This window comes from Pseudocitrobacter sp. RIT415 (assembly GCF_003057695.2).
Taxonomy (GTDB): domain Bacteria; phylum Pseudomonadota; class Gammaproteobacteria; order Enterobacterales; family Enterobacteriaceae; genus Pseudocitrobacter; species Pseudocitrobacter faecalis.
In genome coordinates this window covers 1-22,488 of record NZ_QBJC02000028.1, presented here as the reverse complement: position 1 = coordinate 22,488, position 22,488 = coordinate 1, and the positions used below count along the sequence as shown (strand labels likewise).

19 protein-coding genes and 1 tRNA gene are annotated in these 22,488 nt (G+C 54.3%); 9 read left to right on the top strand and 11 right to left on the bottom strand.

The window, feature by feature from the left end; genetic code table 11:
- Nucleotides 1-84: 84 nt before the first annotated feature.
- From DBY68_RS20625 to rhaB, 7 genes are all read right to left on the bottom strand, one after another.
- Nucleotides 85-1,317, bottom strand: a complete 1,233-nt coding sequence (locus DBY68_RS20625) for a PTS transporter subunit EIIC (protein WP_108477061.1) — start codon at nucleotides 1,315-1,317, stop codon at nucleotides 85-87.
- A 28-nt stretch (nucleotides 1,318-1,345) separates the two neighbouring features.
- A complete protein-coding gene (locus DBY68_RS20620; protein ID WP_108477060.1) occupies nucleotides 1,346-2,659 on the bottom strand; it encodes a 6-phospho-beta-glucosidase in 1,314 nt (437 codons plus the stop codon).
- 157 nt (nucleotides 2,660-2,816) lie between these two features.
- Nucleotides 2,817-3,131: an L-rhamnose mutarotase gene (gene rhaM, locus DBY68_RS20615; RefSeq protein WP_108477059.1), complete on the bottom strand. Its 315-nt coding sequence runs from the start codon at nucleotides 3,129-3,131 to the stop codon at nucleotides 2,817-2,819.
- The gene (gene fucO, locus DBY68_RS20610; RefSeq protein ID WP_108477058.1) at nucleotides 3,128-4,276 is read right to left on the bottom strand and encodes a lactaldehyde reductase; all 1,149 of its coding nucleotides are present in this window, start codon (nucleotides 4,274-4,276) and stop codon (nucleotides 3,128-3,130) included. Before fucO ends, rhaM begins: the two co-directional genes overlap by 4 nt.
- Before the next feature lie 69 nt (nucleotides 4,277-4,345).
- Nucleotides 4,346-5,170 carry a rhamnulose-1-phosphate aldolase gene (gene rhaD, locus DBY68_RS20605; RefSeq protein WP_108477057.1) on the bottom strand — a complete coding sequence of 275 codons (825 nt, stop codon included), beginning with the start codon at nucleotides 5,168-5,170 and terminating at the stop codon, nucleotides 4,346-4,348.
- Between the two features lie 166 nt (nucleotides 5,171-5,336).
- A complete protein-coding gene (gene rhaA, locus DBY68_RS20600; RefSeq protein WP_108477056.1) occupies nucleotides 5,337-6,596 on the bottom strand; it encodes an L-rhamnose isomerase in 1,260 nt (419 codons plus the stop codon).
- Nucleotides 6,593-8,062, bottom strand: coding sequence for a rhamnulokinase (gene rhaB, locus DBY68_RS20595; protein ID WP_108477055.1), 1,470 nt, complete (start codon nucleotides 8,060-8,062; stop codon nucleotides 6,593-6,595). Before rhaB ends, rhaA begins: the two co-directional genes overlap by 4 nt.
- Before the next feature lie 300 nt (nucleotides 8,063-8,362).
- On the opposite strand from rhaB, the gene rhaS reads away from it, so the two are divergent.
- Both rhaS and rhaR read left to right on the top strand, forming a co-directional pair.
- On the top strand, nucleotides 8,363-9,199 hold the full coding sequence (gene rhaS / locus DBY68_RS20585; protein ID WP_108477054.1) for an HTH-type transcriptional activator RhaS: 837 nt from the start codon (nucleotides 8,363-8,365) through the stop codon (nucleotides 9,197-9,199).
- Nucleotides 9,200-9,270: 71 nt separating this feature from the next.
- The gene (gene rhaR / locus DBY68_RS20580; protein ID WP_108477089.1) at nucleotides 9,271-10,119 is read left to right on the top strand and encodes an HTH-type transcriptional activator RhaR; all 849 of its coding nucleotides are present in this window, start codon (nucleotides 9,271-9,273) and stop codon (nucleotides 10,117-10,119) included.
- Here rhaR and rhaT read toward each other — a convergent pair whose 3' ends face one another.
- Nucleotides 10,120-11,154, bottom strand: a complete 1,035-nt coding sequence (gene rhaT, locus DBY68_RS20575; RefSeq protein WP_108477053.1) for an L-rhamnose/proton symporter RhaT — start codon at nucleotides 11,152-11,154, stop codon at nucleotides 10,120-10,122. It abuts the gene before it with no gap.
- Between the two features lie 370 nt (nucleotides 11,155-11,524).
- On the opposite strand from rhaT, the gene sodA reads away from it, so the two are divergent.
- Complete coding sequence (gene sodA, locus DBY68_RS20570; RefSeq protein ID WP_015966516.1) at nucleotides 11,525-12,145, top strand: superoxide dismutase [Mn]; 621 nt, start codon at nucleotides 11,525-11,527, stop codon at nucleotides 12,143-12,145.
- Between the two features lie 134 nt (nucleotides 12,146-12,279).
- Nucleotides 12,280-12,954 (top strand): 6-hydroxyaminopurine reductase, encoded by a 675-nt coding sequence (gene yiiM, locus DBY68_RS20565; protein ID WP_108477052.1) that lies wholly within the window; start codon nucleotides 12,280-12,282, stop codon nucleotides 12,952-12,954.
- Nucleotides 12,955-13,150: 196 nt separating this feature from the next.
- Here the strand turns inward: yiiM and cpxA are convergent, their stop codons facing one another.
- Together cpxA and cpxR are read right to left on the bottom strand one after the other, a co-directional pair.
- Entirely contained in the window at nucleotides 13,151-14,524 is a 1,374-nt protein-coding gene (cpxA, locus tag DBY68_RS20560) for an envelope stress sensor histidine kinase CpxA (protein ID WP_108477051.1), read from the bottom strand.
- A complete protein-coding gene (cpxR, locus tag DBY68_RS20555; protein WP_015966513.1) occupies nucleotides 14,521-15,219 on the bottom strand; it encodes an envelope stress response regulator transcription factor CpxR in 699 nt (232 codons plus the stop codon). The genes cpxA and cpxR overlap by 4 nt, the downstream gene beginning before the upstream one ends.
- 150 nt (nucleotides 15,220-15,369) lie before the next feature.
- On the opposite strand from cpxR, the gene cpxP reads away from it, so the two are divergent.
- The 3 genes from cpxP (at nucleotide 15,370) to pfkA (ending at nucleotide 18,043) form a co-directional block, all read left to right on the top strand.
- Nucleotides 15,370-15,867: a cell-envelope stress modulator CpxP gene (cpxP, locus tag DBY68_RS20550; RefSeq protein ID WP_108477050.1), complete on the top strand. Its 498-nt coding sequence runs from the start codon at nucleotides 15,370-15,372 to the stop codon at nucleotides 15,865-15,867.
- A gap of 127 nt (nucleotides 15,868-15,994) precedes the next feature.
- Entirely contained in the window at nucleotides 15,995-16,888 is an 894-nt protein-coding gene (gene fieF / locus DBY68_RS20545) for a CDF family cation-efflux transporter FieF (RefSeq protein ID WP_108477049.1), read from the top strand.
- A 192-nt stretch (nucleotides 16,889-17,080) separates the two neighbouring features.
- The gene (pfkA, locus tag DBY68_RS20540; RefSeq protein ID WP_015966510.1) at nucleotides 17,081-18,043 is read left to right on the top strand and encodes a 6-phosphofructokinase; all 963 of its coding nucleotides are present in this window, start codon (nucleotides 17,081-17,083) and stop codon (nucleotides 18,041-18,043) included.
- 180 nt (nucleotides 18,044-18,223) lie between these two features.
- Here pfkA and DBY68_RS20535 read toward each other — a convergent pair.
- Nucleotides 18,224-18,318, bottom strand: a tRNA-Sec gene (locus tag DBY68_RS20535).
- 301 nt (nucleotides 18,319-18,619) lie between these two features.
- On the opposite strand from DBY68_RS20535, the gene DBY68_RS20530 reads away from it, so the two are divergent.
- Both DBY68_RS20530 and yicI read left to right on the top strand, forming a co-directional pair.
- A complete protein-coding gene (locus tag DBY68_RS20530; RefSeq protein WP_108477048.1) occupies nucleotides 18,620-20,014 on the top strand; it encodes a glycoside-pentoside-hexuronide family transporter in 1,395 nt (464 codons plus the stop codon).
- A gap of 11 nt (nucleotides 20,015-20,025) precedes the next feature.
- Nucleotides 20,026-22,344 (top strand): alpha-xylosidase, encoded by a 2,319-nt coding sequence (yicI, locus tag DBY68_RS20525; protein ID WP_108477047.1) that lies wholly within the window; start codon nucleotides 20,026-20,028, stop codon nucleotides 22,342-22,344.
- The last annotated feature ends 144 nt before the right edge of the window (nucleotides 22,345-22,488 follow it).

The window sequence follows — 22,488 nt, the reverse complement described above, 5'->3', positions numbered from 1 at the left end:
GCGCAGTCATCGGTGAATAAGAGGCTGCCAGTGTATCACCAGAAGTCGTAAGGGCGCGTGCTCGCGCCCCTGTTTTCACTGTTTTTACTGAGAGACTTCGGCACTTTCCTGTGCCAGTTGTTTTTTCTCCAGCATCTTAAAGAACGGGAAGTACATCACCGCCGAGATGATAACCATACAGCCCGACCAGATGGCGGCAGGGATATTGCCTCCGGTAGCGAAATAGCCGTTGAGGATCGGTGGCATCGTCCAGGGGACAAGCTGCACGGGTTTGCCAATAATACCGTATGACATCAATAGCCAGGAGCAGGTACAGATGACCAGCGGCGTGGCGATAAGCGGAAGCATCATCAGCGGGTTTAACACCATTGGCACCCCGAATATCACCGGTTCGTTGATGCAAAACAGCGCCGGGCCGATGGAGACGCGGCCAATGGATTTGTAATAGCGGCTTTTTGACAACAGCATTGCCAGCACTAACCCCATCGTCGCGCCGGAGCCGCCCGAGCAGATAAAAATGGTATAGAAACCTTCCGCGCTGATATGGGGTACGGGTTGATGCGCCAGCCACGCTTCCGTGTTTTCGGCGATGAACTTGAGGAAAATCGGCCCTGTAATCCCTGACAGTACGTTAGTGCCATGAATGCCGCAGCACCATAACAGAGAGATCAGTGCAACCAGCGTCAGCATGCCCGGCAGCGTATCCAGGCCCATTACCAGAGGGCTCAGAATCGCGGTAAAGAAGGCATTGATGTCGAAATTTAATACCACTCTTACCACCCAAATTAGCGCCAGGCACACACAGGCAGGCGCCAGACTCACAAAAGATTGCAACACGGCAGGAGGAACGCCGTCTGGCATCTTTATGTAGAGTTTGTGGGAAATAAAAAAGCGGACAATATAGACCGTTAGCACCGACAAAATGATGGCGGAAAACAGACCGGACGCACCGAAATTGTTGACGTTAATCTTATGGTTTTCATCAAGTTGAGACAGCAAAAATACGGCAACGGTAATGCAGGTACAGCTCAACCCATCCAGCTTATAGTGTTTGGCTAAATCGTAGCTGATCCCGATGGCGGCAATCAGTCCAATGGCGCCAAAGGTCGCCTGTACGGGGATACCCAGTAGCGTGGCATAGTTGCCCAGAAAATCGCTCCAGCCGGGAATCGGCAAGTTGGCGATGATCAGAAAAACGCTACCGGCAATGATAAACGGCAGGGTAAAAGCGATGCCGTTGCGCACAGAAACCAGAATGACGTTATTGCCAATACGCATTAAAACGGGGACAAGTCGTGCTTCCAGAAAAGTATTCATATTTACTCCCTGTAAATAGCCATGTGATTTACAGCGTGTATTGCGGAAGGAAGTCGCGATTTGCCGCTAAATAATCGAGCAGAATTTTTTCAGCAATCTCTACCGATGGCACCAGCGGGTGCGCCGCCAGCGCCAGCAGCGCCGTGTGCTGATTGCCGGTTATCGCCGCTTCTACCGTTAACTCTTCAAAGGCTTTTACGCTCTGAATAAGCCCTTTCACGGCAACGGGCAGGTGACCATAGGCCAGCGGGTGCGCGCCGTTACAGTCGATCATCGCGTTGGTCTCGATCACAGCGTCATCGGGGAGATCCGGGGTCGATCCCTGGTTAGGCGTGTTCACCACGTGGATCTCACGTTTGTTGTTATAAATTGAGCTGATTATTGAGCAGGCTGTATCGGAGTAAAGCGCGCCACCGCGTGCTGAAAGCGCAGCGGGTTTTTCACACAGATTGGGGTTGCAATAAAGCTCAAAGAGCGATTTTTCGATGGCCAGCGATTGTTCTCCACGCGTCCCCACGCCGCGTTCGAGGTCTTCCAGTTCATGCGCTACCATTTCCCGATCGAGATAGAAATATTTCAGGTAAGAGAGGGGGTAGAGTTTCAGTGAGCGAATAAAATCAGGCGGTAAGCCGACATCAGGAATATTGTTAAGCTGGTTCGCCCCCACGCCCTGCGCGAGCTTTTCAATAAAATCGTCACTCACGTCTTTGCCCTGGACTGTTATCTGGTCGGCGAAAATCAGATGATTTAAGCCCATCACCCTGGCGTACACGTCTTCGCGTTCAACGCCGTAAGCGCCTGCGATATCACGCATCATGCTGTTCGCGCCGCTGCAAATACCTAATGAGCGAATGGGGCTGTGTTTCGCAATGGCTTCGGTCACGATACCCGCCGGGTTTGTAAAGTTAATAAGCCACGCATCCGGGCAGTATTTTTCCATTTCACGACACAGGTCTAGCAGTACAGGAATGGTGCGCTGCGCTTTCATAAATCCGCCTGGGCCGGTGGTCTCCTGGCCCAACACGCCATAGCGCAACGGGATTTTTTCATCCTGAATGCGTGCCGCCAACTGGCCTACACGAATTTGGGTGGTCACAAAATCCGCCCCCGCGAGCGCTTCGTCGAGCCGTGTTGTCAGATGAACGGTCATCGCGATACCCGCCTTTTTGACCATTCTCTGCGCCAGCGCGCCGACAATTTCCAGCTTCTCTTTCCCCGCTTCAATATCCACCAGCCAGTATTCACTCACCGGTAATTCCTGGTGACGGCGGATAAAACCGTCAATTAATTCAGGGGTGTAACCCGATCCTCCACCGAGGGTGACCACTTTCAGTTTTTTCATTTCTCGCTCTCCGTATTAACTGGCGTATGCCAGTTTTGGCGAAACATAGCACACACCCTAAAGTGAGCTTCGCGAGATTTGTCACATAATTGATTATTTCGTTCGCATATAAAAAAGCCCCGCGCAGAAGGCGCAGGGCGGGGGAAAGGCGGCAGGGTTAATCGAGATAGAATACCTCTTTCAATTCTGTGCTTACCGGGCTGTTGTCCGGATTCGCTGGCATTACCTCGGTCATATATTTCCACCAACGCTGACACACATCGGTGTTTGCCACCGCGTTCCAGCGCTCTTCCGATTCAATCTCAACAGTCGCGAAAAGCAGGTTACGCGCTTTATCGAGATAAATGGCGTAATGGTGCGCACCGTGGGATTTCAGCGTCGCTTCCAGTTCCGGCCAGATAGGATTATGACGGCGCTGATACTCTTCATGTGCGTCGGCATGCACCTGCATCACAAAAGCTTTGCGGATCATAATGCCTCCAGATACAGTTCGCGCACCTCATCACGGCTGGCGGTGCGCGGGTTACATGGGGCGCAAGGGTCAGCCAGGGCTTTGTCCAGCCAGCCTTCGATATCCGCTTTGGTAACGCCCAGCTTGCTGAAACCTTCCGGAATGCCAACACGCGCGCTCAGTTTACGAATCGCGTTGATAGCTTCCATGCTGGCTGCTTCATCACTCATCCCGCGGGTTTCAACACCCATTGCCTGCGCGACGCGTGCAAAACGCGCGACGGCGTTCGGGCGGTTAAAGTTTTCGATGATCGGCAGCAGGATGGCATTGCATACGCCGTGCGGCAGATTGTGCGTTGCGCCCGGCTGATGTGCCAGCGCATGCACCAGGCCGAGCCCCGCACTGTTAAACGCCATCCCCGCCAGATACTGACCAAACGCCATCTGCTCGCGGGCTTCCAGGTTATGACCATCATCGACCGCTTTCGGCAGCCAGAGAGTGATCAGACGAATGGCTTCCAGCGCGTTGGCGTCAGTCAACGGATGCGCGCCAACGGAAACGTAAGCTTCAATCGCGTGGGTTAGCGCATCCATACCGGTGGCGGCGGTGACGGACGCGGGAATGTCCAGCATCACGCTGGCGTCATCTACGGCGATATCCGGGATAATATTGGAATCGATAATGACTTCTTTCACCTGGCGCGCGGTGTCGATGATCACGGCGTTGCTGGTCATCTCGGCGGCGGTGCCTGCGGTAGTGTTAATGGCAACCAGAGGCACGCCCGCATTTTTGACTTTTCCCACGCCTGAGTAGGCGGTAGACCGGCCAGGGTTGGCGGTCAAAATTTTGATCGCTTTGGCGGTATCGATAGGGCTGCCGCCGCCAAAGGCGATGATGAAATCACAGTTCGCGTCCTGATATGCCGCAAAGCCTTTTTGCACCAGCTCTTCAGTGGGGTTAGGGAACACTTCATCGAAAAGATGGTAAGACATATTCTGCGCATCAAGTGCGGTAAACAGGCTATCCAGCAGACCCAGCTTCACCAGTTGCCCGTCGGTGACCACCAGCGCTTTGCCCCACTGTTTGCCAGCGACCAGGTTGACCATATCGGCAATCGCGCCCGCACCGTGCAGGCTGATTTTGGGAAGCGCCAACATAAAGCTCATGATATTTCTCCTTAAATTAAAAGCCCTATGTCCGGCGGCAGCCACTGTCGCCGGGCGTGAGCGGATAGGTTAGAGCGCGAGCGCGCTGGCGAGCGGGGTGACGCCAAAGCGTTTGCCAAGCGCAATCAGTTCTTCACGCGTGATGGTCTGTTTCATGCCGCCCATGGAATAGACCTTCACCAGCACTTCTGCGGATTTCTCGGCGGTATCGATCAAACCAAACGCCTCGTCCAGCGTCGGCCCACTGCCGAATACACCGTGGAACGGCCACAGCACCAGCGAGTGTTTCTGCATTTCGACGGCAGTCGCCTGGCCGATTTCGTCCGTGCCCGGCACCATCCACGGCAGAATGCCCACGCCGTCCGGGAATACCACCAGACATTCGGTGCTGCCTTCCCACAACTGGCGGGTGATCACGTCGGTGCGGTTTTCCAGCACGTAGGTCAGGGCGATCAGGTTGGTGGCGTGGCAGTGCATGATCACGCGATCTTTACCGCCAGTCGCTTTGATGCGCTCGCAGTGTGACAGGAAGTGAGCCGGTAATTCAGACGTCGGCACTGCCTCATGGGTTAAGCCCCACAGGATGTGATAGCCCGCACCGTCGCTGTCCACTTTCACCACGCCAATATTGGCGGCTGGATCGAGCTGAACATTGCGGAAGAATTTACCGGAACCGGTGACGATAAATGGCGTGTTCGCCAGCAGCGGCATCGGTTGGCTGAGCGCGATATAGCGCGGTTCTTTGTGGAAATCAGCCTCGTAAGGGGCGATATCGGCATCGTCCAGACGCAGCGTCAGGTTGCCGCCGTTACGTTCGTCCCAGCCTTTCAGCCAGGCGTCAGAGGTGGCTTTGATCATGCCCTGGACGAACCAGGATTGAGTGATGGATTGCATAGTATTCGAGTTCCTGTTCAGGCGGGGCGGGGTTTACCCCTCACCCTAACCCTCTCCCACAGGGAGAGGGGATTGTCCGGTTTCGGTATTCACCCTCTCGCTAAGGGAGAGGGGACTGTTTGGTTTTCACCCTCTCCCTCAGGGAGAGGGCCGGGGTGAGGGTTGTTTACCCGCGTTTACTCAAAATCTCTTTTTCGTACGCGCGCACGTTTTCCAGCCACTGGCTGCCCGCTGGCGTATCGTGACGCTGGCAATACATTTCCCACACCGCCTGCCACGGCAGGGATTTCTGCTCTTCCAGCAGCGCCAGGCGTGCGGTGTAATCGCCTTCCGCTTCCAGCTTACGCAGCTCATCGACGGGCTCCAGCAGAGCGCGCAGCAGGGCTTTCTTCATGTTGCGGGTACCGATAACCCACGCCGCGATGCGGTTGATGGAAGCATCGAAGAAGTCGAGGCCGATGTGTACGCGGTCGAACAAATCGTTGCGCACGATTTCGCTCGCGATAGCCTGGGTTTCGTCATCCAGCAGCACCACGTGGTCGCTGTCCCAGCGCACCGGGCGGCTGACGTGCAGCAGCAGACGCGGCACGTAAAGCATGGCGGAGGAGATTTTGTCGGAGATCACTTCCGTCGGGTGGAAGTGGCCTGCATCCAGACACAGCGCGGTCTGACGGCTGGCGGCGTAGCCCATATAGAATTCGTTAGAGCCCACGGTGTAACTTTCCGCGCCAATACCAAACAGTTTGCTTTCAACCGCATCGATGTGGTGCGCCGGATCCAGTTTTTCGCTAATCACTTCATCCAGCGCGTTCATCAGACGCTGACGCGGTGCCAGACGGTCGACGGTAATGTCTTTCATGCCGTCCGGGATCCAGATATTCATCACCGATGGTGTGCCCAGTTGCTCACCGAAGTAAGCGGAGATGCGGCGGCTGGCCTTGCAGTGGTCAATCCAGAACTGACGAATTTTCGCATCCGGATGAGAGAGCGTGAAACCGTCAGCGCTCAGCGGGTGCGAGAAGCAGGATGGGTTAAAATCGAGTCCCAGTTGATTCGCTTTCGCCCACTCTACCCAGTTTTTAAAGTGTTCCGGTTTAATCTGGTCGCGGGAAACCGGGGTTTCGGATTCGAGATAGATCGCATGCAGATTCAGGCGTTTTGGCCCCGGGATCAGGCTCAGCGCCTGCTCCAGATCGGCACGTAATTCCGTCGCGTTGCGTGCTTTGCCAGGGTAATTCCCTGTTGCCTGAATCCCGCCGGTCAGGCTACCTTCCGGATTTTCAAAACCGGCGACATCATCGCCCTGCCAGCAGTGCATGGATACCGGCAGGCGATCGAGCTGACGCAGGGTCTCTTCGACGTCGATGCCAATGGCGGAATAACGCTGTTTCGCCAGTTCCCAGGCTTGTTCAAGTTGAGTGGTCATGCGCAAAGCTCCTTTGTCAGTCGTTTTTGCTGAAACTGCGCAACGTAGCGGGCAATTTCATGTTCAGAGTTAGGGGTAAAGGTGGTCAGGCCATAGTTACCGGTCACCACCTGACGGAAATCATCTACGGTGCCCAGCTCTTCGAGCGTCATCAGCTGTACGCCGATATTGCCGAGCGTGGAGGCCTCAATTGGGCCCGCCACCACTGTCACACCGCAGGCGTCGGCACAAAGCTGGTTGAGTAAGTGGTTCTGGCAACCGCCGCCAACGACGTGTAGCTGGCTGAACGGTTTGCCGCGCAGTTGCGCCAGTTCGTTCAGAATGTCGGCGTAAAGCAGGGCAAGGCTGTCGAAAATACAGCGCGCGAGTTCGGCAGGGCGCTGCGGCACCGGCTGTGCGGTTTCGCGGCAGGCAGCCTGGATTTCCGCGCTCATATTGTCCGGGTTAATAAAACGGTCGTCATTGGGGTTGATCAGGAAACGGCAGGCGCCGAGTTTTTCCGTTTCGGCAATCAGTGCGGGCAGGTCACTGATGTTCTGCTCTTTAATCACACGCTGAAGCAACCACAGCCCCATGATGTTTTTCAGCACGCGGTAACGCCCTTCCGCGCCGCCTTCATTCGTGATGTTGGCTGCCAGTGCATATTCGCTGGTATACGGCGTGGTGCTTTCAAAGCCCATCAACGACCAGGTGCCGGAAGAGAGATAGGCGGCGTCTTTGTTCGCCAGCGGCGAAGCAATCACGGCGCTTGCCGTATCATGGCTCGCGACGGCCACCACCGGGATTTTGTTGCCCAGCGGGCAAATCCAGTGACCGATCACGTTGCCAGGGTGCGTTGGTGTACCGAACCATTTTGGCGATGCGCCGGTCCAGTTAAGCAGGTCTTCATCCCAGTTATCGGTCTGAATATTGACCAACTGCGTGGTGGTCGCGTTGGTATATTCCCAGTTCATGTTGCCGGTGAGGCGATAGCTGAAGTAATCGGGGATCAGCAGGGCATGTGCGACCTCAGCGGCAACTTCTGGCTGCTGTTCTACCAACGCGCGTAGCTGATAGAGCGTATTAAACGGCAGGAACTGAATGCCGCTGCGGCGATAGATTTGCGCTTTACCGAGCTGTTCAATCGCCCGCGCCATCACGCCATCGGTGCGGCTGTCGCGATACGAGACCGGCAGGCCAACGCGCTGACCGTCGCGGTTAAGCAGCACGTAATCCACGCCCCAGGTGTCGATACCGATGCTGTCGATCAGGATGCCCTGCTCGCAAACTTTGTTCAGGCCGATGCGAATTTCCGCTTCAAGCCCGTCGATATCCCAGGTATCAAACCCATCCTGCTTTTGCAGGCAGTTCACAAAACGGTGGATCTCGTGCAGCGAGAGCGTGTGTTGTTTATTGTCGTAGCGGGCGAGCATCACGCGACCGCTGGATGCCCCCAAATCGACGGCCACACAATGGCGAAGAGTCATGGCTGGAGTCCTTCTTAATGTCATTGGACCCAGTCTAAGAAGCGCGTGCGAGTGTGACCTTCTCATCACTGACAGCAAAATGGGCGGCTGGCAAGAAAGCAAAGGTAGACGTGAGAGAGGTCACAATTTCCGCTAATCCCCCCGTATTTCGTGGGTGTGACGCTCTCCGCAATTCCCAATCTTTCCCAGTATTTCTTGAAAAAACGACTGGATTTGCGCTCTTTACTGTCGAAATTTTAAGGTGAGGTCAGCCACCCCCGATTACTATCCTGATAACTTTTCTCATTTAGTGGGGGCGTTATGACCGTATTGCACAGTGTGGATTTTTTCCGTTCAGGTCGTTTACCTGTGGCGATTGAACCGCGACTTCCGCAGCCCGCTTTTCCTGAGCATCATCATGATTTTCATGAAATTGTGATCGTTGAACAGGGAACCGGTATTCACGTATTTAACGGCCAGCCGTATACCATTTGTGGTGGCACTGTCTGTTTTGTTCGCGATACGGATCGCCACCTTTATGAGCACACCGATAACCTTTGCCTGACCAATGTTCTCTATCGTTCACCGGAGGCGTTCCAGTTTCTTTCCGGGCTCGATCAATTATTGCCGCAGGAAACGGAAGGGAATTACCCCTCCCACTGGCGCGTGAGCCAGAGCACGCTGCAACAGGTGCGTTTTATCCTCGAACAAATGGCGCAGGTGGATGACAGCATGGACGCGGCAACGCTCGCCAATCGCGAAATTCTCTTTATGCAACTGCTGGTGCTTCTGCGTCGTGGGACGCAGGTTGCAGGCGGGATGGATAGTGACGCACGTCTGAACCAGTTAATGGCCTGGCTGGAAGAACATTTTGCAGAAGATGTCTGCTGGGAAGCGCTGGCGGAGCAGTTTTCGTTGTCTCTTCGCACGCTTCATCGCCAGCTTAAACACTCGACGGGCCTGACGCCGCAGCGTTATCTGAATCGGCTGCGTTTGATTAAGGCCCGCCATCTGCTGCGCCATAGCGACGAAAGCGTGACGGATATTGCCTATCGCTGTGGCTTTGGCGACAGCAATCATTTCTCTACTCTGTTTCGTCGGGAATTCGACTGGTCACCGCGCGATATTCGCCAGGGGCGCGATGCCACCTTGCAGTAACGCGGCGGCTATCAACGTTTTCGCAACGTAGAACTGCGACAATGGTGCGTTATAAGTCGTGAGGTATGGCAGTGTCGGGTCACTTAGTTCTGCGAAAAGAGGAATTCTTTGCCCGCCCCGGGCAGGCGGTGGCGGTGGCCGATCGTTATCCGCAAAACGTCTTTGCCGAGCATACCCATGAGTTTTGCGAGCTGGTACTGGTCTGGCGCGGGAACGGCCTGCACATGCTCAACGATCGCCCTTATCGCATTACGCGCGGCGATCTCTTCTACATTCGCGCGGAAGATAAACACTCCTACGCTTCCGTTAACGATCTGGTTTTACAAAATATTATCTACTGCCCTGAGCGACTGAAGCTTAATCTGGACTGGCAAAGCTACTTACCCGGCCTGAACGGTAGCGCCTGGACACCGCACTGGCGGATGGGCAGTAACGGTATGACACAAACGCGGCAAATCATTACCCAACTGGAACATGAAAGCCGCAAAGATGAACCGCTGGCGAATGAAATGGCCGAGCTGCTTTTTGCGCAACTGGTGGTCTCTTTCAAACGTTATCGCTACGCCACGGATAATCTGGAAGCGACGCAAAGCGAGGCGTTGCTCGACCGCTTGCTGAGTGCGCTTGCCGGAAGCCTGAACCGGCCTTTCTCGCTGGATCGCTTTTGTTCGCAGGAAGGGTGTAGCGAACGCGCGTTGCGCCAGCAATTCCGTCAGCAAACTGGTATGACTGTGAATCACTATCTGCGTCAGCTGCGCATCTGCCATGCTCAGTATTTGTTGCAGCATACAGATTTGATGATCGGTGAGGTGGCGATGCAGTGTGGCTTTGAAGACAGCAACTACTTTTCGGTAGTGTTTAACCGCGAGGTGGGGATGACGCCAGGTCAGTGGCGTCATCGTAACGGAGTGGTTGCCTGATTAACTCGCCATACCCAGCCCAACAATATTCGCCGCGATGATAATCACCACGCAGCCGACACTCAGAACGCCGACCGGACGGCGACCTGCGTTGCTCCACTCTTTCAGCACCAGCCCAACCAGACCACCGCAAAGCACGTAGAAGCTCATGTGCAGCATCCAACTGATGTATTCATACTGCGCCGGGATTTTGGCGTGGCCCCAGGCGTAGAAGAAGAACTGCAAATACCACATCAGGCCGCCCAACGCAGAGAGTAATACGTTGGTGATGATCAGCGGTTTTGCCAGCGAGAAGTCAGCTTTTACCGACAAGGTTTTCACTTTTGCCAGACGAATGAAGCAGAAGCCGAGGTTAATCAGCGCGCCGCCGCCCATGATAACGACGTAGCTTGGCAACGCGACGTAAAGAGGATCGACGCCCAGCGCGGCAGCGGCTTCGTGCATCGGTTTTGCGGCGCTCATCGCGAATGACATCCCCGCTGAGAAGATGCCGCACATTACCGCCAGTACCAGTCCTTTCTTGAGGTTAAAGTCTGCCGCTTTAATGCCCATGTTGCGCTCTTTCAACTGGCCTGCGCGCGTGACGATGCCTACGCCAATCAGCGCAACCAGCACGCCGAGCAGCGTCATACGGCCACCTTTGGTGTTGATCAGTACATCAAAGCTACCGTTCAGAATCGGCGTCATTAGCGTGCCGACAATCAGCGTAATGCCAATCGCAATCCCGATGCCCATTGACATGCCGAGATAGCGCATCGTCAGACCATAGTTGATATTGCCAATCCCCCACATCGCGCCGAAGAGAAAGACCGGCATCAGGGTTGAGGCACTAAACGAGCCGTAGTAGGCCCAGAAATTGGGTAACAGCAGGGCACTGATTGTCCAGGGGAGGATAAGCCACGATACGGTGCCGCCAACGGACCACATCGTCTCCCAGGACCAGTGTTTGACCTTCTTGAAGGGGGCATAGAAACAGGCTGCACTGGCTGCGCCTATCAAATGCCAGAAAATGCCCATCATAATCGCATTATTCATTATTGTTTCCTCAACGGTTTATTGTTGGTTCAGGCGTCCTGCCAACTCGTTGAGCTTAAAAAGTATGCGATTTAATAACCTTCCGTTAATTGCCACGGTGAATCAAAAAATGACCACCAGAGCAATGTCGTAGTGAGTGGCTTCACACTTTTACATTCTGTGCAGAAAGCGAGGCGGTTGTGCCTTTTTCATTGATAGGCAATGCTTTTCTGCGCTATAAGCCCCGTAAAATCAGGCACATAACAAAATGTTATAACCTTATAAAAACTACGGCATTGATAATCATTTTCAATATCATTTAATTAACTATAATGAACCAACTGCTTACGCGGCGTTAACACTTTGCCGCCCGACAATAATGGAGAAGATTATGAGCTATACCCTGCCATCACTGCCTTATGCATACGATGCTCTGGAACCGCACTTCGATAAGCAGACGATGGAAATCCATCACACTAAACACCACCAGACCTACGTGAATAACGCGAATACCGCGCTGGAAAGCCTGCCGGAGTTCGCTTCCCTGTCTGCGGAAGAACTGATCACCAAACTGGACCAGATCCCGGCTGAAAAAAGAACCTTCCTGCGTAACAACGCCGGCGGCCACGCGAACCACAGCCTGTTCTGGAAAGGCCTGAAAAAAGGCACCACCCTGCAGGGTGACCTGAAAGCGGCTATCGAGCGCGATTTCGGTTCCGTTGACAAATTCAAAGAAGAATTCGAAAAAGCGGCGGCGACCCGTTTCGGTTCCGGTTGGGCATGGCTGGTGCTGAAAGGCGACAAACTGGCTGTGGTTTCTACCGCTAACCAGGACTCCCCGCTGATGGGTGAAGCTATCTCTGGCGCTTCCGGCTTCCCGATCGTGGGCCTGGACGTTTGGGAACACGCTTACTATCTGAAATTCCAGAACCGCCGCCCGGACTACATCAAAGAGTTCTGGAACGTGGTGAACTGGGACGAAGCTGCTGCACGTTTCGCGGCTAAAAAATAAGTTCTGAGCTCATAGTAAGCCCCTGAAGGTTTGCCTTCAGGGGCTTTTTTTGTCCTGATTTTAAGGAAAAGATTGAATTTCCCCCTGCAACCAGCGAGCCTTTAAGCAGTGATTCCGAGGAGCAGGGTGACGAAATGCATTATCCGGTTGAGGTTTTTATTGGCACGATCCGCGACTACGACGGCAGCCGCCCGAGTGCGATTGCCAAAGTGCAGGTAGACGGCGAGCTGACGCTGACTGAGCTGGGGCTGGTGGGCGATGAGCAGGCAGAGAAAAAAATCCATGGCGGGCCTGAGCGCGCGCTGTGCCACTATCCCCGCGAACACTACGCAGAGTGGATGCGCGAATTTCCAGACCAGGCCGATCTCTTCTATGCGCCAGCGTTTGGCGAAAATCTTTCCACTCACGGTTTAACCGAAAAAGAGGCTTTCATCGGCGATATCTTCCGCTGGGGCGAGGCGTTGATTCAAATCAGCCAGCCGCGTTCACCCTGCTTTAAGCTGAACTACCATTTTGGCATTGCCGATATGTCCTCGCAGATGCAAAGCCGGGCGAAAGTTGGCTGGTTGTATCGCGTAGTCGCGTCAGGGCAGGTGTCGAGCGACGCACCGCTGGAGCTGGTTTCGCGGCTAAGCGAGGTTTCCGTGCATGAAGCGGCAGCGATTGCCTGGCATATGCCGTTTGATGAAGAGCAATATCATCGGTTGATGTCGGCTGCGGGGCTGTCAACAAGCTGGACAAGAACCATGCAGAAGCGGGTACTTAGCGGCAAAATTGAGGATAATTCGCGCAGATTGTGGGGGAAGTAGGGTGTGTTCGTGCGGTTTGATGCCCTCACCCCGGCCCTCTCCCACAGGGAGAGGGGGAAAACCGCACATGCTTGACTATGGGCTCAAACGGTCCCCTCTCCCACAGGGAGAGGGAGAAAACCGCACATGCTTGACTATGGGCTCAAACGGTTCCCTCTCCCTGCGGGAGAGGGTTAGGGTGAGGGGGCCCTCATCCCTACGTCCGCTTATACAACGGCAACCAAATCGTTAACCGCAACCCGCCGAGCGGGCTGTCATCGGCCTTCACCCAGCCACGATGCTGCTGGATAGCGGCTTCAACAATCGCCAGGCCAAGACCGGTGCCGCCGGATTCACGGTCGCGGGCTTCATCGGTGCGATAGAACGGACGGAAGATTTGCTCTCTGTCCTCCGGGCTGACACCCGGGCCATCATCGTCAACGTTTACGGTGATACCATCTTTATCGACTGCAAACGCCACGGCGATTTTGGTATGCGAGTAACGCAGAGCATTGCGTACGATATTTTCCAGCGCGCTTTCCAGCGCATTCGGGTTACCGTACAGCGGCCACGGGCCCGGCGGGTAATCAATGCTGAAGGATTTGCCCATCTGCTCTGCTTCAAACGCCGCGTTATCCAGCACTTCTCCCCACAGCTGATTCGCTTTCATCGTCTCGCTGACCAGCGCGTTATTCGCCTGATTACGCGACATTACCAGCAGATCGTTGATCATGCTGTCCAGACGCTGCGCTTCGGTTTCAATACGCTCCAGCTCTTTGCTCTCGCCGCTGCGGCGACGCAATAATGCGGTGCCCAACTGCAAACGCGTTAACGGCGTGCGCAACTCGTGGGAGATATCAGAAAGCAGGCGTTGCTGCGACGTCATCATGCGTTCCAGCGCCGTCACCATCTGGTTAAAGCTGGTACCTGCGGCTAAAAACTCCTGTGGCCCGGCTTCCAGTTCAGGGTGCTGACGCAAATTCCCCTGGGCAACTTCATCGGCTGCATTCTTCAACTTACGCGCCGGTTTCGCCAGGCTCCACGCCAGCCATAACAGCAGTGGGGAACTGACTAACATCGTCACGATAAGCAGCAATAACGGGCGGTCAAACAGCAGGTTGATAAAATCTGACTGTGAACTGCTGGCCGGTCGAATCAGGTATAACTGGTAATTATCTTCCCCATCGCGGATAGAGAACGGGCCGACCAGCTCAACGCGGCCATATTTTTTCTTCTGCGGGTGATCTGAGTTATCCGATTGGCCGATAAAGTTGCGAATGATCTGCATTTCGCTGCGTTCTGCGCCGATCACGCGGCCTTCGCTGGTCACCAGCAGAAGACGTTGACCCGGCGGTGCCCACTTATCAATGGCACGGAAAAGGCGACGCCACCACATCAAATCATTCGGTGGGTCTGCCGCTAACTCTTCCTCAACATGCTGCTCGATCATCATCCCCTGGCGCTGCTCGCTGTCCAGCAGCTCGGTCATCTGACGAGAATCGAGCTTCGGTAGCATCAGAACCAGCATCAGCACCAGCGCCAGTGTTAACCAGAAAATGGCGAAGATGCGTGCGGTCAAACTTCCTATCATGAAGCGGATACCATCAGATAACCGCGACCACGCAGGGTTTTAAACCACGGATGCCCATCTTTACGCTCTGGCAGTTTGCGGCGCAGATTAGAGATGTGCATATCGATAGCGCGGTCGAACGGAGTTAAGCGCTTGCCCAGCACTTCCTGACTAAGGTGTTCACGAGAAACCACCTGGCCGAGGTGCTGTGCCAGCAGGTAAAGCAGGGTGAATTCCGTGCCGGTCAGTTCAAGAACCTGCCCATCAAAGCTGGCTTCCTGGCGCCCCGGATTCAGGCTCAGGGAATCGACTTCAACGGTTGGTGAACCAACGTCGCTGTTTTGTTGCTGTTCGCTCCAGTGCGAACGACGCAGAATCGCACGTATACGCGCAACCAGTTCGCGATCGTTGAACGGCTTAGGCAAGTAGTCATCTGCGCCCAGTTCAAGGCCCAGAACGCGATCCAGCTCGCTTCCGCGCGCGGTAAGCATAATAACGGGGGTCTGGTGTGTCTGACGAAGCTCTTTAAGCGTGTCGATACCGTTTTTCTTCGGCATCATCACATCGAGCAAAAGCAGGTCGATGCTGTCGTCCAGAAGTGCCAGCGCCTGTTCACCGTCATGGGCTACCAGAACGTTGAACCCTTCCATGTCGAGCAACTCCTTTAACAAGGAAGTAAGCTCGCGGTCATCATCAACTAATAAAATTTTATTCATATTTTAAATACCTCCGAGGCAGAAATTACGTCATCAAGGCCCGCTAATCCATGACTTTACGTTGTTTTACACCCCCTGACGCATGTTTGCAGCCTGAATCGTAAACTCTCTCTCGTTGAATCGCGACACAAAAGTTTTTGGGAGCAAGTGATGCGCAATGTTATCGCTGCCGTCATGGCCTCAACACTGGCGCTAAGTGCTACTAGCCAGGCAGCTGAAGTCGTCACCAGCGTTAACTGGCATCCCGCTGAGGGTAGCACGCAGCGTAGCAGTCAGGGTCATATGTTTGACGGCATAAGTTTAACCGAACATCAACGTCAGCAGATGCGAGATCTGATGCAACGAGCCCGGCATGACCAGCCGCCCGTTAATGTTAGCGAAGTAGAGACGATGCATCGTCTCATTACAGCAGAAAAATTTGATGAAGCCGCGGTACGCGCTCAGGCAGAAAAAATGGCGCAGGAGCAGGTTGCCCGCCAGGTAGAAATGGCGAAAGTGCGCAACCAGATGTATCGCCTCCTTACGCCAGAGCAGCAAGCGGCTTTAAATGAGAAACACAAGCAACGTATGGATCAGTTGCGTGAGGTTGCCGGGATGCAGAAAAACCCAACGACAATGTTATTTAGTAGTACCCGTAGCAACCAGTAACAAACCCTGTTTTTCCTTGCCATAGACACCATCCCTGTCTTCCCCCACATGATGTGGGGGTTTTTTTTGCCCAATTTTTGCCACCGCCTCCGCTATACTAGCCGCAGAATGAATGGCAGGAGCGTTTATGAATCAATCATATGGCCAGCTCATCAGCCGCGCAGCGCTTGCCGCGACAGTGATGGCCTCTGTGTTACTTTTGATCAAAATTTTTGCGTGGTGGTACACCGGTTCCGTCAGTATTCTGGCGGCCCTGGTGGATTCGCTGGTGGACATTGCGGCATCGCTGACCAATCTGTGGGTGGTGCGTTATTCGCTGCAACCCGCCGACGATGAGCACACCTTCGGCCACGGTAAAGCAGAATCGCTGGCGGCACTGGCGCAGAGCATGTTTATTTCCGGTTCAGCACTGTTTCTTTTCTTAACCGGCATCCAGCATCTGGCACAGCCGCAGGAAATGAATAAACCGGGCATTGGTGTGCTGGTGACCGTTGTTGCGCTGGTAAGTACGCTGTTGCTGGTCTCATTCCAGCGTTGGGTGGTTCGTAAAACGCAAAGTCAGGCGGTAAGGGCGGATATGCTTCATTATCAGTCTGATGTTATGATGAACGGTGCAATTTTAGTCGCGCTGGGGCTTTCCTGGTACGGTTGGCATCGCGCAGATGCGCTGTTTGCATTAGGAATTGGCATCTATATTTTATATAGCGCATTACGTATGGGTTATGAGGCGGTTCAGTCTTTGCTGGATCGTGCATTACCCGACGGAGAACGTCAGGAAATTATCGACATCGTGACCGCCTGGCCCGGGGTAAGCGGTGCACACGATCTCAGAACGCGGCAGTCAGGGCCGACCCGCTTTATTCAGATCCATCTGGAAATGGAAGATAACCTACCCTTAGTTCAGGCACATGTGATTGCTGAACAGGTGGAGCAGGCTATTTTGCGTCGTTTCCCGGGATCCGATGTGATTATTCACCAGGATCCGTGCTCAGTTGTCCCGGATGGTGGCAGGAGCGTTTGAACTTTCGTAAGTCGTTGTAAAAGTGTGGGGTCGATCGGCATTTTTTGTTCAAATAACCGCCATTTGGCCTGACCTGAATCAATTCAGCACGAAGCACTTGATATACTATCTGTAATAAGGTCGTTCTCTCCCTACAGGGAGCGCTTCGGGCAGAAGAATTAATTATTAGCATTCCTAAGTTCAGAGGTAGTCATGATTAAGAAAATCGGTGTGTTGACAAGCGGCGGTGATGCGCCGGGTATGAACGCTGCCATTCGTGGTGTTGTGCGCGCTGCGTTAACGGAAGGTCTGGAAGTATTTGGTATCTATGACGGTTACCTTGGTCTTTATGAAGACCGTATGGTTCAGCTCGACCGTTACAGCGTCTCCGATATGATCAACCGTGGCGGTACCTTCCTCGGTTCAGCGCGTTTCCCGGAATTCCGTGATGAGAATATCCGCGCTGTGGCTATCGAAAACATGAAAAAACGCGGTCTGGATGCACTGGTCGTTATCGGCGGTGACGGCTCCTACATGGGTGCCATGCGTCTAACCGAAATGGGCTTCCCGTGCATCGGTCTGCCGGGCACCATCGACAACGATATCAAAGGCACTGACTACACCATCGGTTTCTTCACCGCACTGAGCACCGTGGTTGAAGCGATTGACCGTCTGCGTGACACCTCTTCTTCTCACCAGCGTATCTCCGTTGTTGAAGTGATGGGTCGTTACTGCGGCGACCTGACCCTGGCGGCAGCGATTGCCGGTGGTTGTGAATTCGTGGTTCTGCCGGAAGTTGAATTTAACCGTGACGACCTGGTAGCAGAAATCAAAGCCGGTATCGCGAAAGGTAAAAAACACGCTATCGTGGCGATTACCGAACATATGTGTGATATCGATGAGCTGGCGCACTTCATTGAGAAAGAAACGGGTCGTGAAACCCGTGCAACCGTTCTGGGCCACATTCAGCGCGGCGGCTCCCCGGTGCCTTATGACCGTATTCTGGCTTCCCGCATGGGGGCGTATGCCATTGAACTGCTGCTGCAGGGCTTTGGTGGCCGTTGCGTCGGCATTCAGAACGAAAAATTGGTTCACCACGACATCATCGACGCTATCGAAAACATGAAGCGTCCGTTCAAAGGTGACTGGTTAGACTGCGCGAAAATGCTCTACTAATCCGAGTGGATTACCGAAGGGCGTACAGCCCGACGTAATAAAATGGCCTTCCCTGCCGGGAGGGCTTTTTTTTGCCTTCATTTTAACGCGGTGATCGTTCGAATAATTATCGTATCGCTAAGGGCAAGGGTGATTGGGGGCGAGAGGTGGGTGACACTTCAGGACAAAAGGGGAGCAAACTGGCGGAAGATCACAGGAGTCGAACCTGCCCGGGACCGCTGGCGGCCCCAACTGGATTTGAAGTCCAGCCACCTCACCGGAGATGACGATCTTCCGCGCCTCGATTGCTACATGGAGGCGGGGCGCATTATAGCTACTTTCAGGCATTTACCACATCTTTTAATGCACCTTTTTTGGATTCATTTGGCACATCTCCCGCCAGTGAATCTTCGCCACAGTACAAAATCCCATAAAATCCGCAAGTTACACTTCGACACATTCTCTAGTCCTACACCGATCACAGAAATTAAGAAACGTAATTTGATAACGAGATATCGGAATTCATCTTAGCGAACGGATGGTTTACAAAAACCGTAACCGGTACCAGCGTGGAGTCGGCTCAAGAAGGATTTCGGCATGAAGAGCGAAGTTTTATCCGTCAAAGAGAAGATTGGCTATGGCATGGGCGACGCCGCCAGCCATATCATTTTTGATAACGTCATGTTGTACATGATGTTTTTTTACACCGATATTTTCGGTATTCCTGCCGGTTTTGTCGGCACAATGTTTCTGCTGGCGCGTGCGCTGGATGCTATTTCCGACCCCTGTATGGGCCTGCTGGCTGACCGTACGCGTAGCCGCTGGGGTAAGTTTCGTCCGTGGGTGTTGTTTGGCGCGCTGCCGTTCGGCGTGGTGTGTGTGCTGGCATACAGCACGCCAGACCTCAGCCTGAACGGCAAAATGATTTACGCCGCCGTAACGTATACGCTGCTGACCCTACTCTATACCGTGGTCAATATCCCTTACTGCGCGCTGGGCGGCGTGATCACTAACGATCCGACACAGCGTATCTCGCTGCAATCCTGGCGCTTTGTGCTGGCAACGGCGGGCGGCATGCTCTCTACCGTGCTGATGATGCCGCTGGTGAACTTAATCGGCGGCGAGGATAAAGCCCTCGGTTTCCAGGGCGGCATTGCCGTTCTGTCGGCGGTTGCGTTCCTGATGCTGGCGTTCTGTTTCTTCACCACCAAAGAACGTATTCAGGTGCCACCAAGCACTACTGGCATGCGTGAAGATCTGCGCGATATCTGGCAGAACGATCAGTGGCGCATCGTCGGCTTGCTTACCATTCTGAATATTCTTGCCGTCTGTGTGCGCGGTGGCGCAATGATGTATTACGTTACCTGGATTATGGGCTCTCCGGCGCTGTTTACCGCCTTCCTGACCACCTATTGCGTCGGTAACCTGATTGGCTCCGCAATGGCTAAACCGCTCACTGACTGGAAATGCAAAGTGAGCGTCTTCTGGTGGACTAATGCCGTTCTGGCGGGTCTGAGCCTGGCGATGTTCTTTGTCCCCATGAATGCCAACGTACTGATGTTCGGCTTTATTTTCGTGATTGGCGTGTTGCACCAACTGGTCACGCCGATTCAGTGGGTGATGATGTCCGACACCGTCGACTACGGCGAGTGGTGCAACGGTAAACGCCTTACCGGTATCAGTTTTGCAGGCACGCTGTTCGTGCTCAAGCTGGGCCTGGCGTTAGGCGGCGCGATGATTGGCTGGATGCTGGCAGGTGGGGGCTACGATGCGGCTGCGAAAGTGCAGAATAGTACCACCATCAGCATCATTATCGCGCTGTTTACTCTCGTCCCTGCGATTTGCTATCTGCTGAGCGCCATTATTGCGAAACGCTACTACACCCTGAAAACGCCGTTCTTGCTGAAAATTTTGGGCGAGCTGGCGCAGGGCGCACGTCGCAATCAACAAGAATTTGAACATGTACCCGAATCAAAATCATTACAGAGTTAAGAGGACGAACTATGAAAATCAGTGATGGAAACTGGCTGATCCAACCGGGGCTCAATCTTATCCACCCCATCCAGGTGTTCGATGTCGAGCAGCATGGCAATGAGATGGTGGTTTATGCCGCGCCGCGCGATGTACGTGAGCGTACCTGGCAACTGGATACTCCGATGTTTACGCTGCGCTTTTTCGCCCCGCAGGAAGGCGTGGTGGGTGTGCGTATCGAGCACTTCCAGGGCGCGTTAAACAACGGCCCGCACTATCCGCTGAACGTCCTGAAAGATGTGAAAGTCGAGATGCAAAACACCACCGATTTCGCTGAACTGAAAAGCGGCAATCTGAGCGTGCGCGTCACTAAAGGGGAATTCTGGTCGCTCGATTTCCTGCGTAACGGCGTACGTATTACCGGTTCTCAGGTGAAAAACAATGGCTACGTGCAGGATAGCAATACCGGTAAAAACTACCTGTTCGAGCGTCTGGATCTGGGCGTAGGTGAAACGGTTTATGGCCTGGGCGAGCGTTTTACCGCGCTGGTGCGTAACGGTCAGACGGTGGATACCTGGAACCGCGACGGCGGTACCAGTACTGAGCAGTCCTATAAAAACATTCCGTTCTACATTACCAACCGCGGTTACGGCGTGCTGGTGAATCACCCGGAAAACGTCTCGTTCGAAATCGGCTCCGAAAAAGTCTCTAAAGTGCAGTTCAGCGTGGAAGGCGAATATCTGGAATATTTCGTTATCGACGGCCCAACACCTAAAGAGGTGCTCAATCGCTATACCCGGTTCACTGGTCGCCCGGCGTTGCCGCCAGCATGGTCGTTCGGCCTGTGGCTTACCACGTCGTTCACCACTAACTACGATGAAGCGACTGTGAACAGCTTTATCGACGGTATGGCTGAGCGCAACCTGCCGTTACATGTTTTCCACTTTGACTGCTTCTGGATGAAAGCCTTCCAGTGGTGTGATTTCGAGTGGGATCCGGTGACCTTCCCTGACCCGAAAGGCATGATTCAACGCCTGAAAGAGAAAGGGCTTAAGGTCTGTGTGTGGATTAACCCGTACATCGGCCAAAAATCACCGATCTTCAAGGAACTGAAAGAGAAGGGCTATCTGCTTAAACGCCCGGACGGTTCCCTGTGGCAGTGGGATAAATGGCAGCCTGGCCTGGCGATTTACGACTTCACCAACCCGGATGCTTGCCAGTGGTACGCCGACAAGCTGAAAGGCCTGGTGGATATCGGCGTCGATTGCTTCAAAACCGACTTCGGCGAACGTATTCCGACGGACGTTCAGTGGTTCGACGGTTCCGATCCGCAGAAAATGCATAACCACTACGCCTTTATCTACAACGAACTGGTGTGGAATGTGTTGAAAGACACGGTGGGCGAGGAAGAGGCGGTACTGTTTGCCCGTTCCGCGTCCGTGGGCGCGCAACAGTTTCCGGTTCACTGGGGCGGTGACTGCTATGCCAACTATGAATCGATGGCAGAAAGCCTGCGCGGCGGCCTGTCGATCGGCCTCTCTGGCTTCGGCTTCTGGAGTCACGATATCGGCGGCTTCGAAAACACCGCCCCGGCGGATGTCTACAAACGCTGGTGCGCATTCGGCCTCTTCTCAAGCCATAGCCGCCTGCACGGCAGCAAATCCTACCGTGTACCGTGGGCGTACGATGAAGAGTCCTGCGACGTGGTGCGCTTCTTCACCGAAATGAAGTGCCGCATGATGCCGTACCTCTATCGTCAGGCGGCGCTGGCGCACGAGCAGGGTACGCCGATGCTGCGCGCAATGATGCTGGAGTTCCCGGACGACCCGGCATGCGACTACCTCGACCGCCAGTATATGCTCGGCGACTCCGTTATGGTGGCGCCGGTGTTCTCGGAAGCGGGCGATGTGCAGTTCTACCTGCCGGAAGGCCGCTGGACGCACCTGTGGCACAACGATGAAGTACAGGGCAGCCGCTGGCATAAACAGCAGCACGACTTCCTGAGCCTGCCGGTATACGTTCGCGACAACACCCTGCTGGCACTGGGCAACAACAGCCAGAAACCAAACTACGCGTGGCATGAAGGCACTGAATTCCAGCTCTTCTGTCTGGATGATGGCCGGGAAGCGATTTGCACCGTTCCGGCGACGGATGGTTCAGCCGCATTCACCCTGAAAGCGGTACGGGCGGGTAATACCATCACGGTGACTGGTGAAGGCAACGCGCGTGATTGGACGCTGTGCCTGCGCAACGTGCAGCAAATTAGCGGCATTAAGGGCGGCGCACATGCGGGAAGTGAGTTGGGTGTGGTGGTGAAAGCGGAAGGGGGTGAGACAGTGATTCATCTATGAGGGGGCACCCTCACCCTAACCCTCTTCCTGAGGGAGAGGGAACGGATAGAGCATAACGTTAAGACCTGCGCCGGTTTTCACCCTCTCCCTCAGGGAGTGTACGGTCCGGGGACATGGTAGACAGGTGTTCGGGGACATGGTGAA

What these genes read in the sequence shown, in the direction of transcription:
- DBY68_RS20625 (WP_108477061.1), bottom strand. Translation starts at nt 1,317, where the DNA reads ATGAATACTTTTCTGGAAGCACGACTTGTCCCCGTTTTAATGCGTATT.
- DBY68_RS20620 (WP_108477060.1), bottom strand. Translation starts at nt 2,659, where the DNA reads ATGAAAAAACTGAAAGTGGTCACCCTCGGTGGAGGATCGGGTTACACC.
- rhaM (WP_108477059.1), bottom strand. Translation starts at nt 3,131, where the DNA reads ATGATCCGCAAAGCTTTTGTGATGCAGGTGCATGCCGACGCACATGAA.
- fucO (WP_108477058.1), bottom strand. Translation starts at nt 4,276, where the DNA reads ATGAGCTTTATGTTGGCGCTTCCCAAAATCAGCCTGCACGGTGCGGGC.
- rhaD (WP_108477057.1), bottom strand. Translation starts at nt 5,170, where the DNA reads ATGCAATCCATCACTCAATCCTGGTTCGTCCAGGGCATGATCAAAGCC.
- rhaA (WP_108477056.1), bottom strand. Translation starts at nt 6,596, where the DNA reads ATGACCACTCAACTTGAACAAGCCTGGGAACTGGCGAAACAGCGTTAT.
- rhaB (WP_108477055.1), bottom strand. Translation starts at nt 8,062, where the DNA reads ATGACTCTTCGCCATTGTGTGGCCGTCGATTTGGGGGCATCCAGCGGT.
- rhaS (WP_108477054.1), top strand. Translation starts at nt 8,363, where the DNA reads ATGACCGTATTGCACAGTGTGGATTTTTTCCGTTCAGGTCGTTTACCT.
- rhaT (WP_108477053.1), bottom strand. Translation starts at nt 11,154, where the DNA reads ATGAATAATGCGATTATGATGGGCATTTTCTGGCATTTGATAGGCGCA.
- sodA (WP_015966516.1), top strand. Translation starts at nt 11,525, where the DNA reads ATGAGCTATACCCTGCCATCACTGCCTTATGCATACGATGCTCTGGAA.
- yiiM (WP_108477052.1), top strand. Translation starts at nt 12,280, where the DNA reads ATGCATTATCCGGTTGAGGTTTTTATTGGCACGATCCGCGACTACGAC.
- cpxA (WP_108477051.1), bottom strand. Translation starts at nt 14,524, where the DNA reads ATGATAGGAAGTTTGACCGCACGCATCTTCGCCATTTTCTGGTTAACA.
- cpxR (WP_015966513.1), bottom strand. Translation starts at nt 15,219, where the DNA reads ATGAATAAAATTTTATTAGTTGATGATGACCGCGAGCTTACTTCCTTG.
- cpxP (WP_108477050.1), top strand. Translation starts at nt 15,370, where the DNA reads ATGCGCAATGTTATCGCTGCCGTCATGGCCTCAACACTGGCGCTAAGT.
- fieF (WP_108477049.1), top strand. Translation starts at nt 15,995, where the DNA reads ATGAATCAATCATATGGCCAGCTCATCAGCCGCGCAGCGCTTGCCGCG.
- pfkA (WP_015966510.1), top strand. Translation starts at nt 17,081, where the DNA reads ATGATTAAGAAAATCGGTGTGTTGACAAGCGGCGGTGATGCGCCGGGT.
- DBY68_RS20530 (WP_108477048.1), top strand. Translation starts at nt 18,620, where the DNA reads ATGAAGAGCGAAGTTTTATCCGTCAAAGAGAAGATTGGCTATGGCATG.
- yicI (WP_108477047.1), top strand. Translation starts at nt 20,026, where the DNA reads ATGAAAATCAGTGATGGAAACTGGCTGATCCAACCGGGGCTCAATCTT.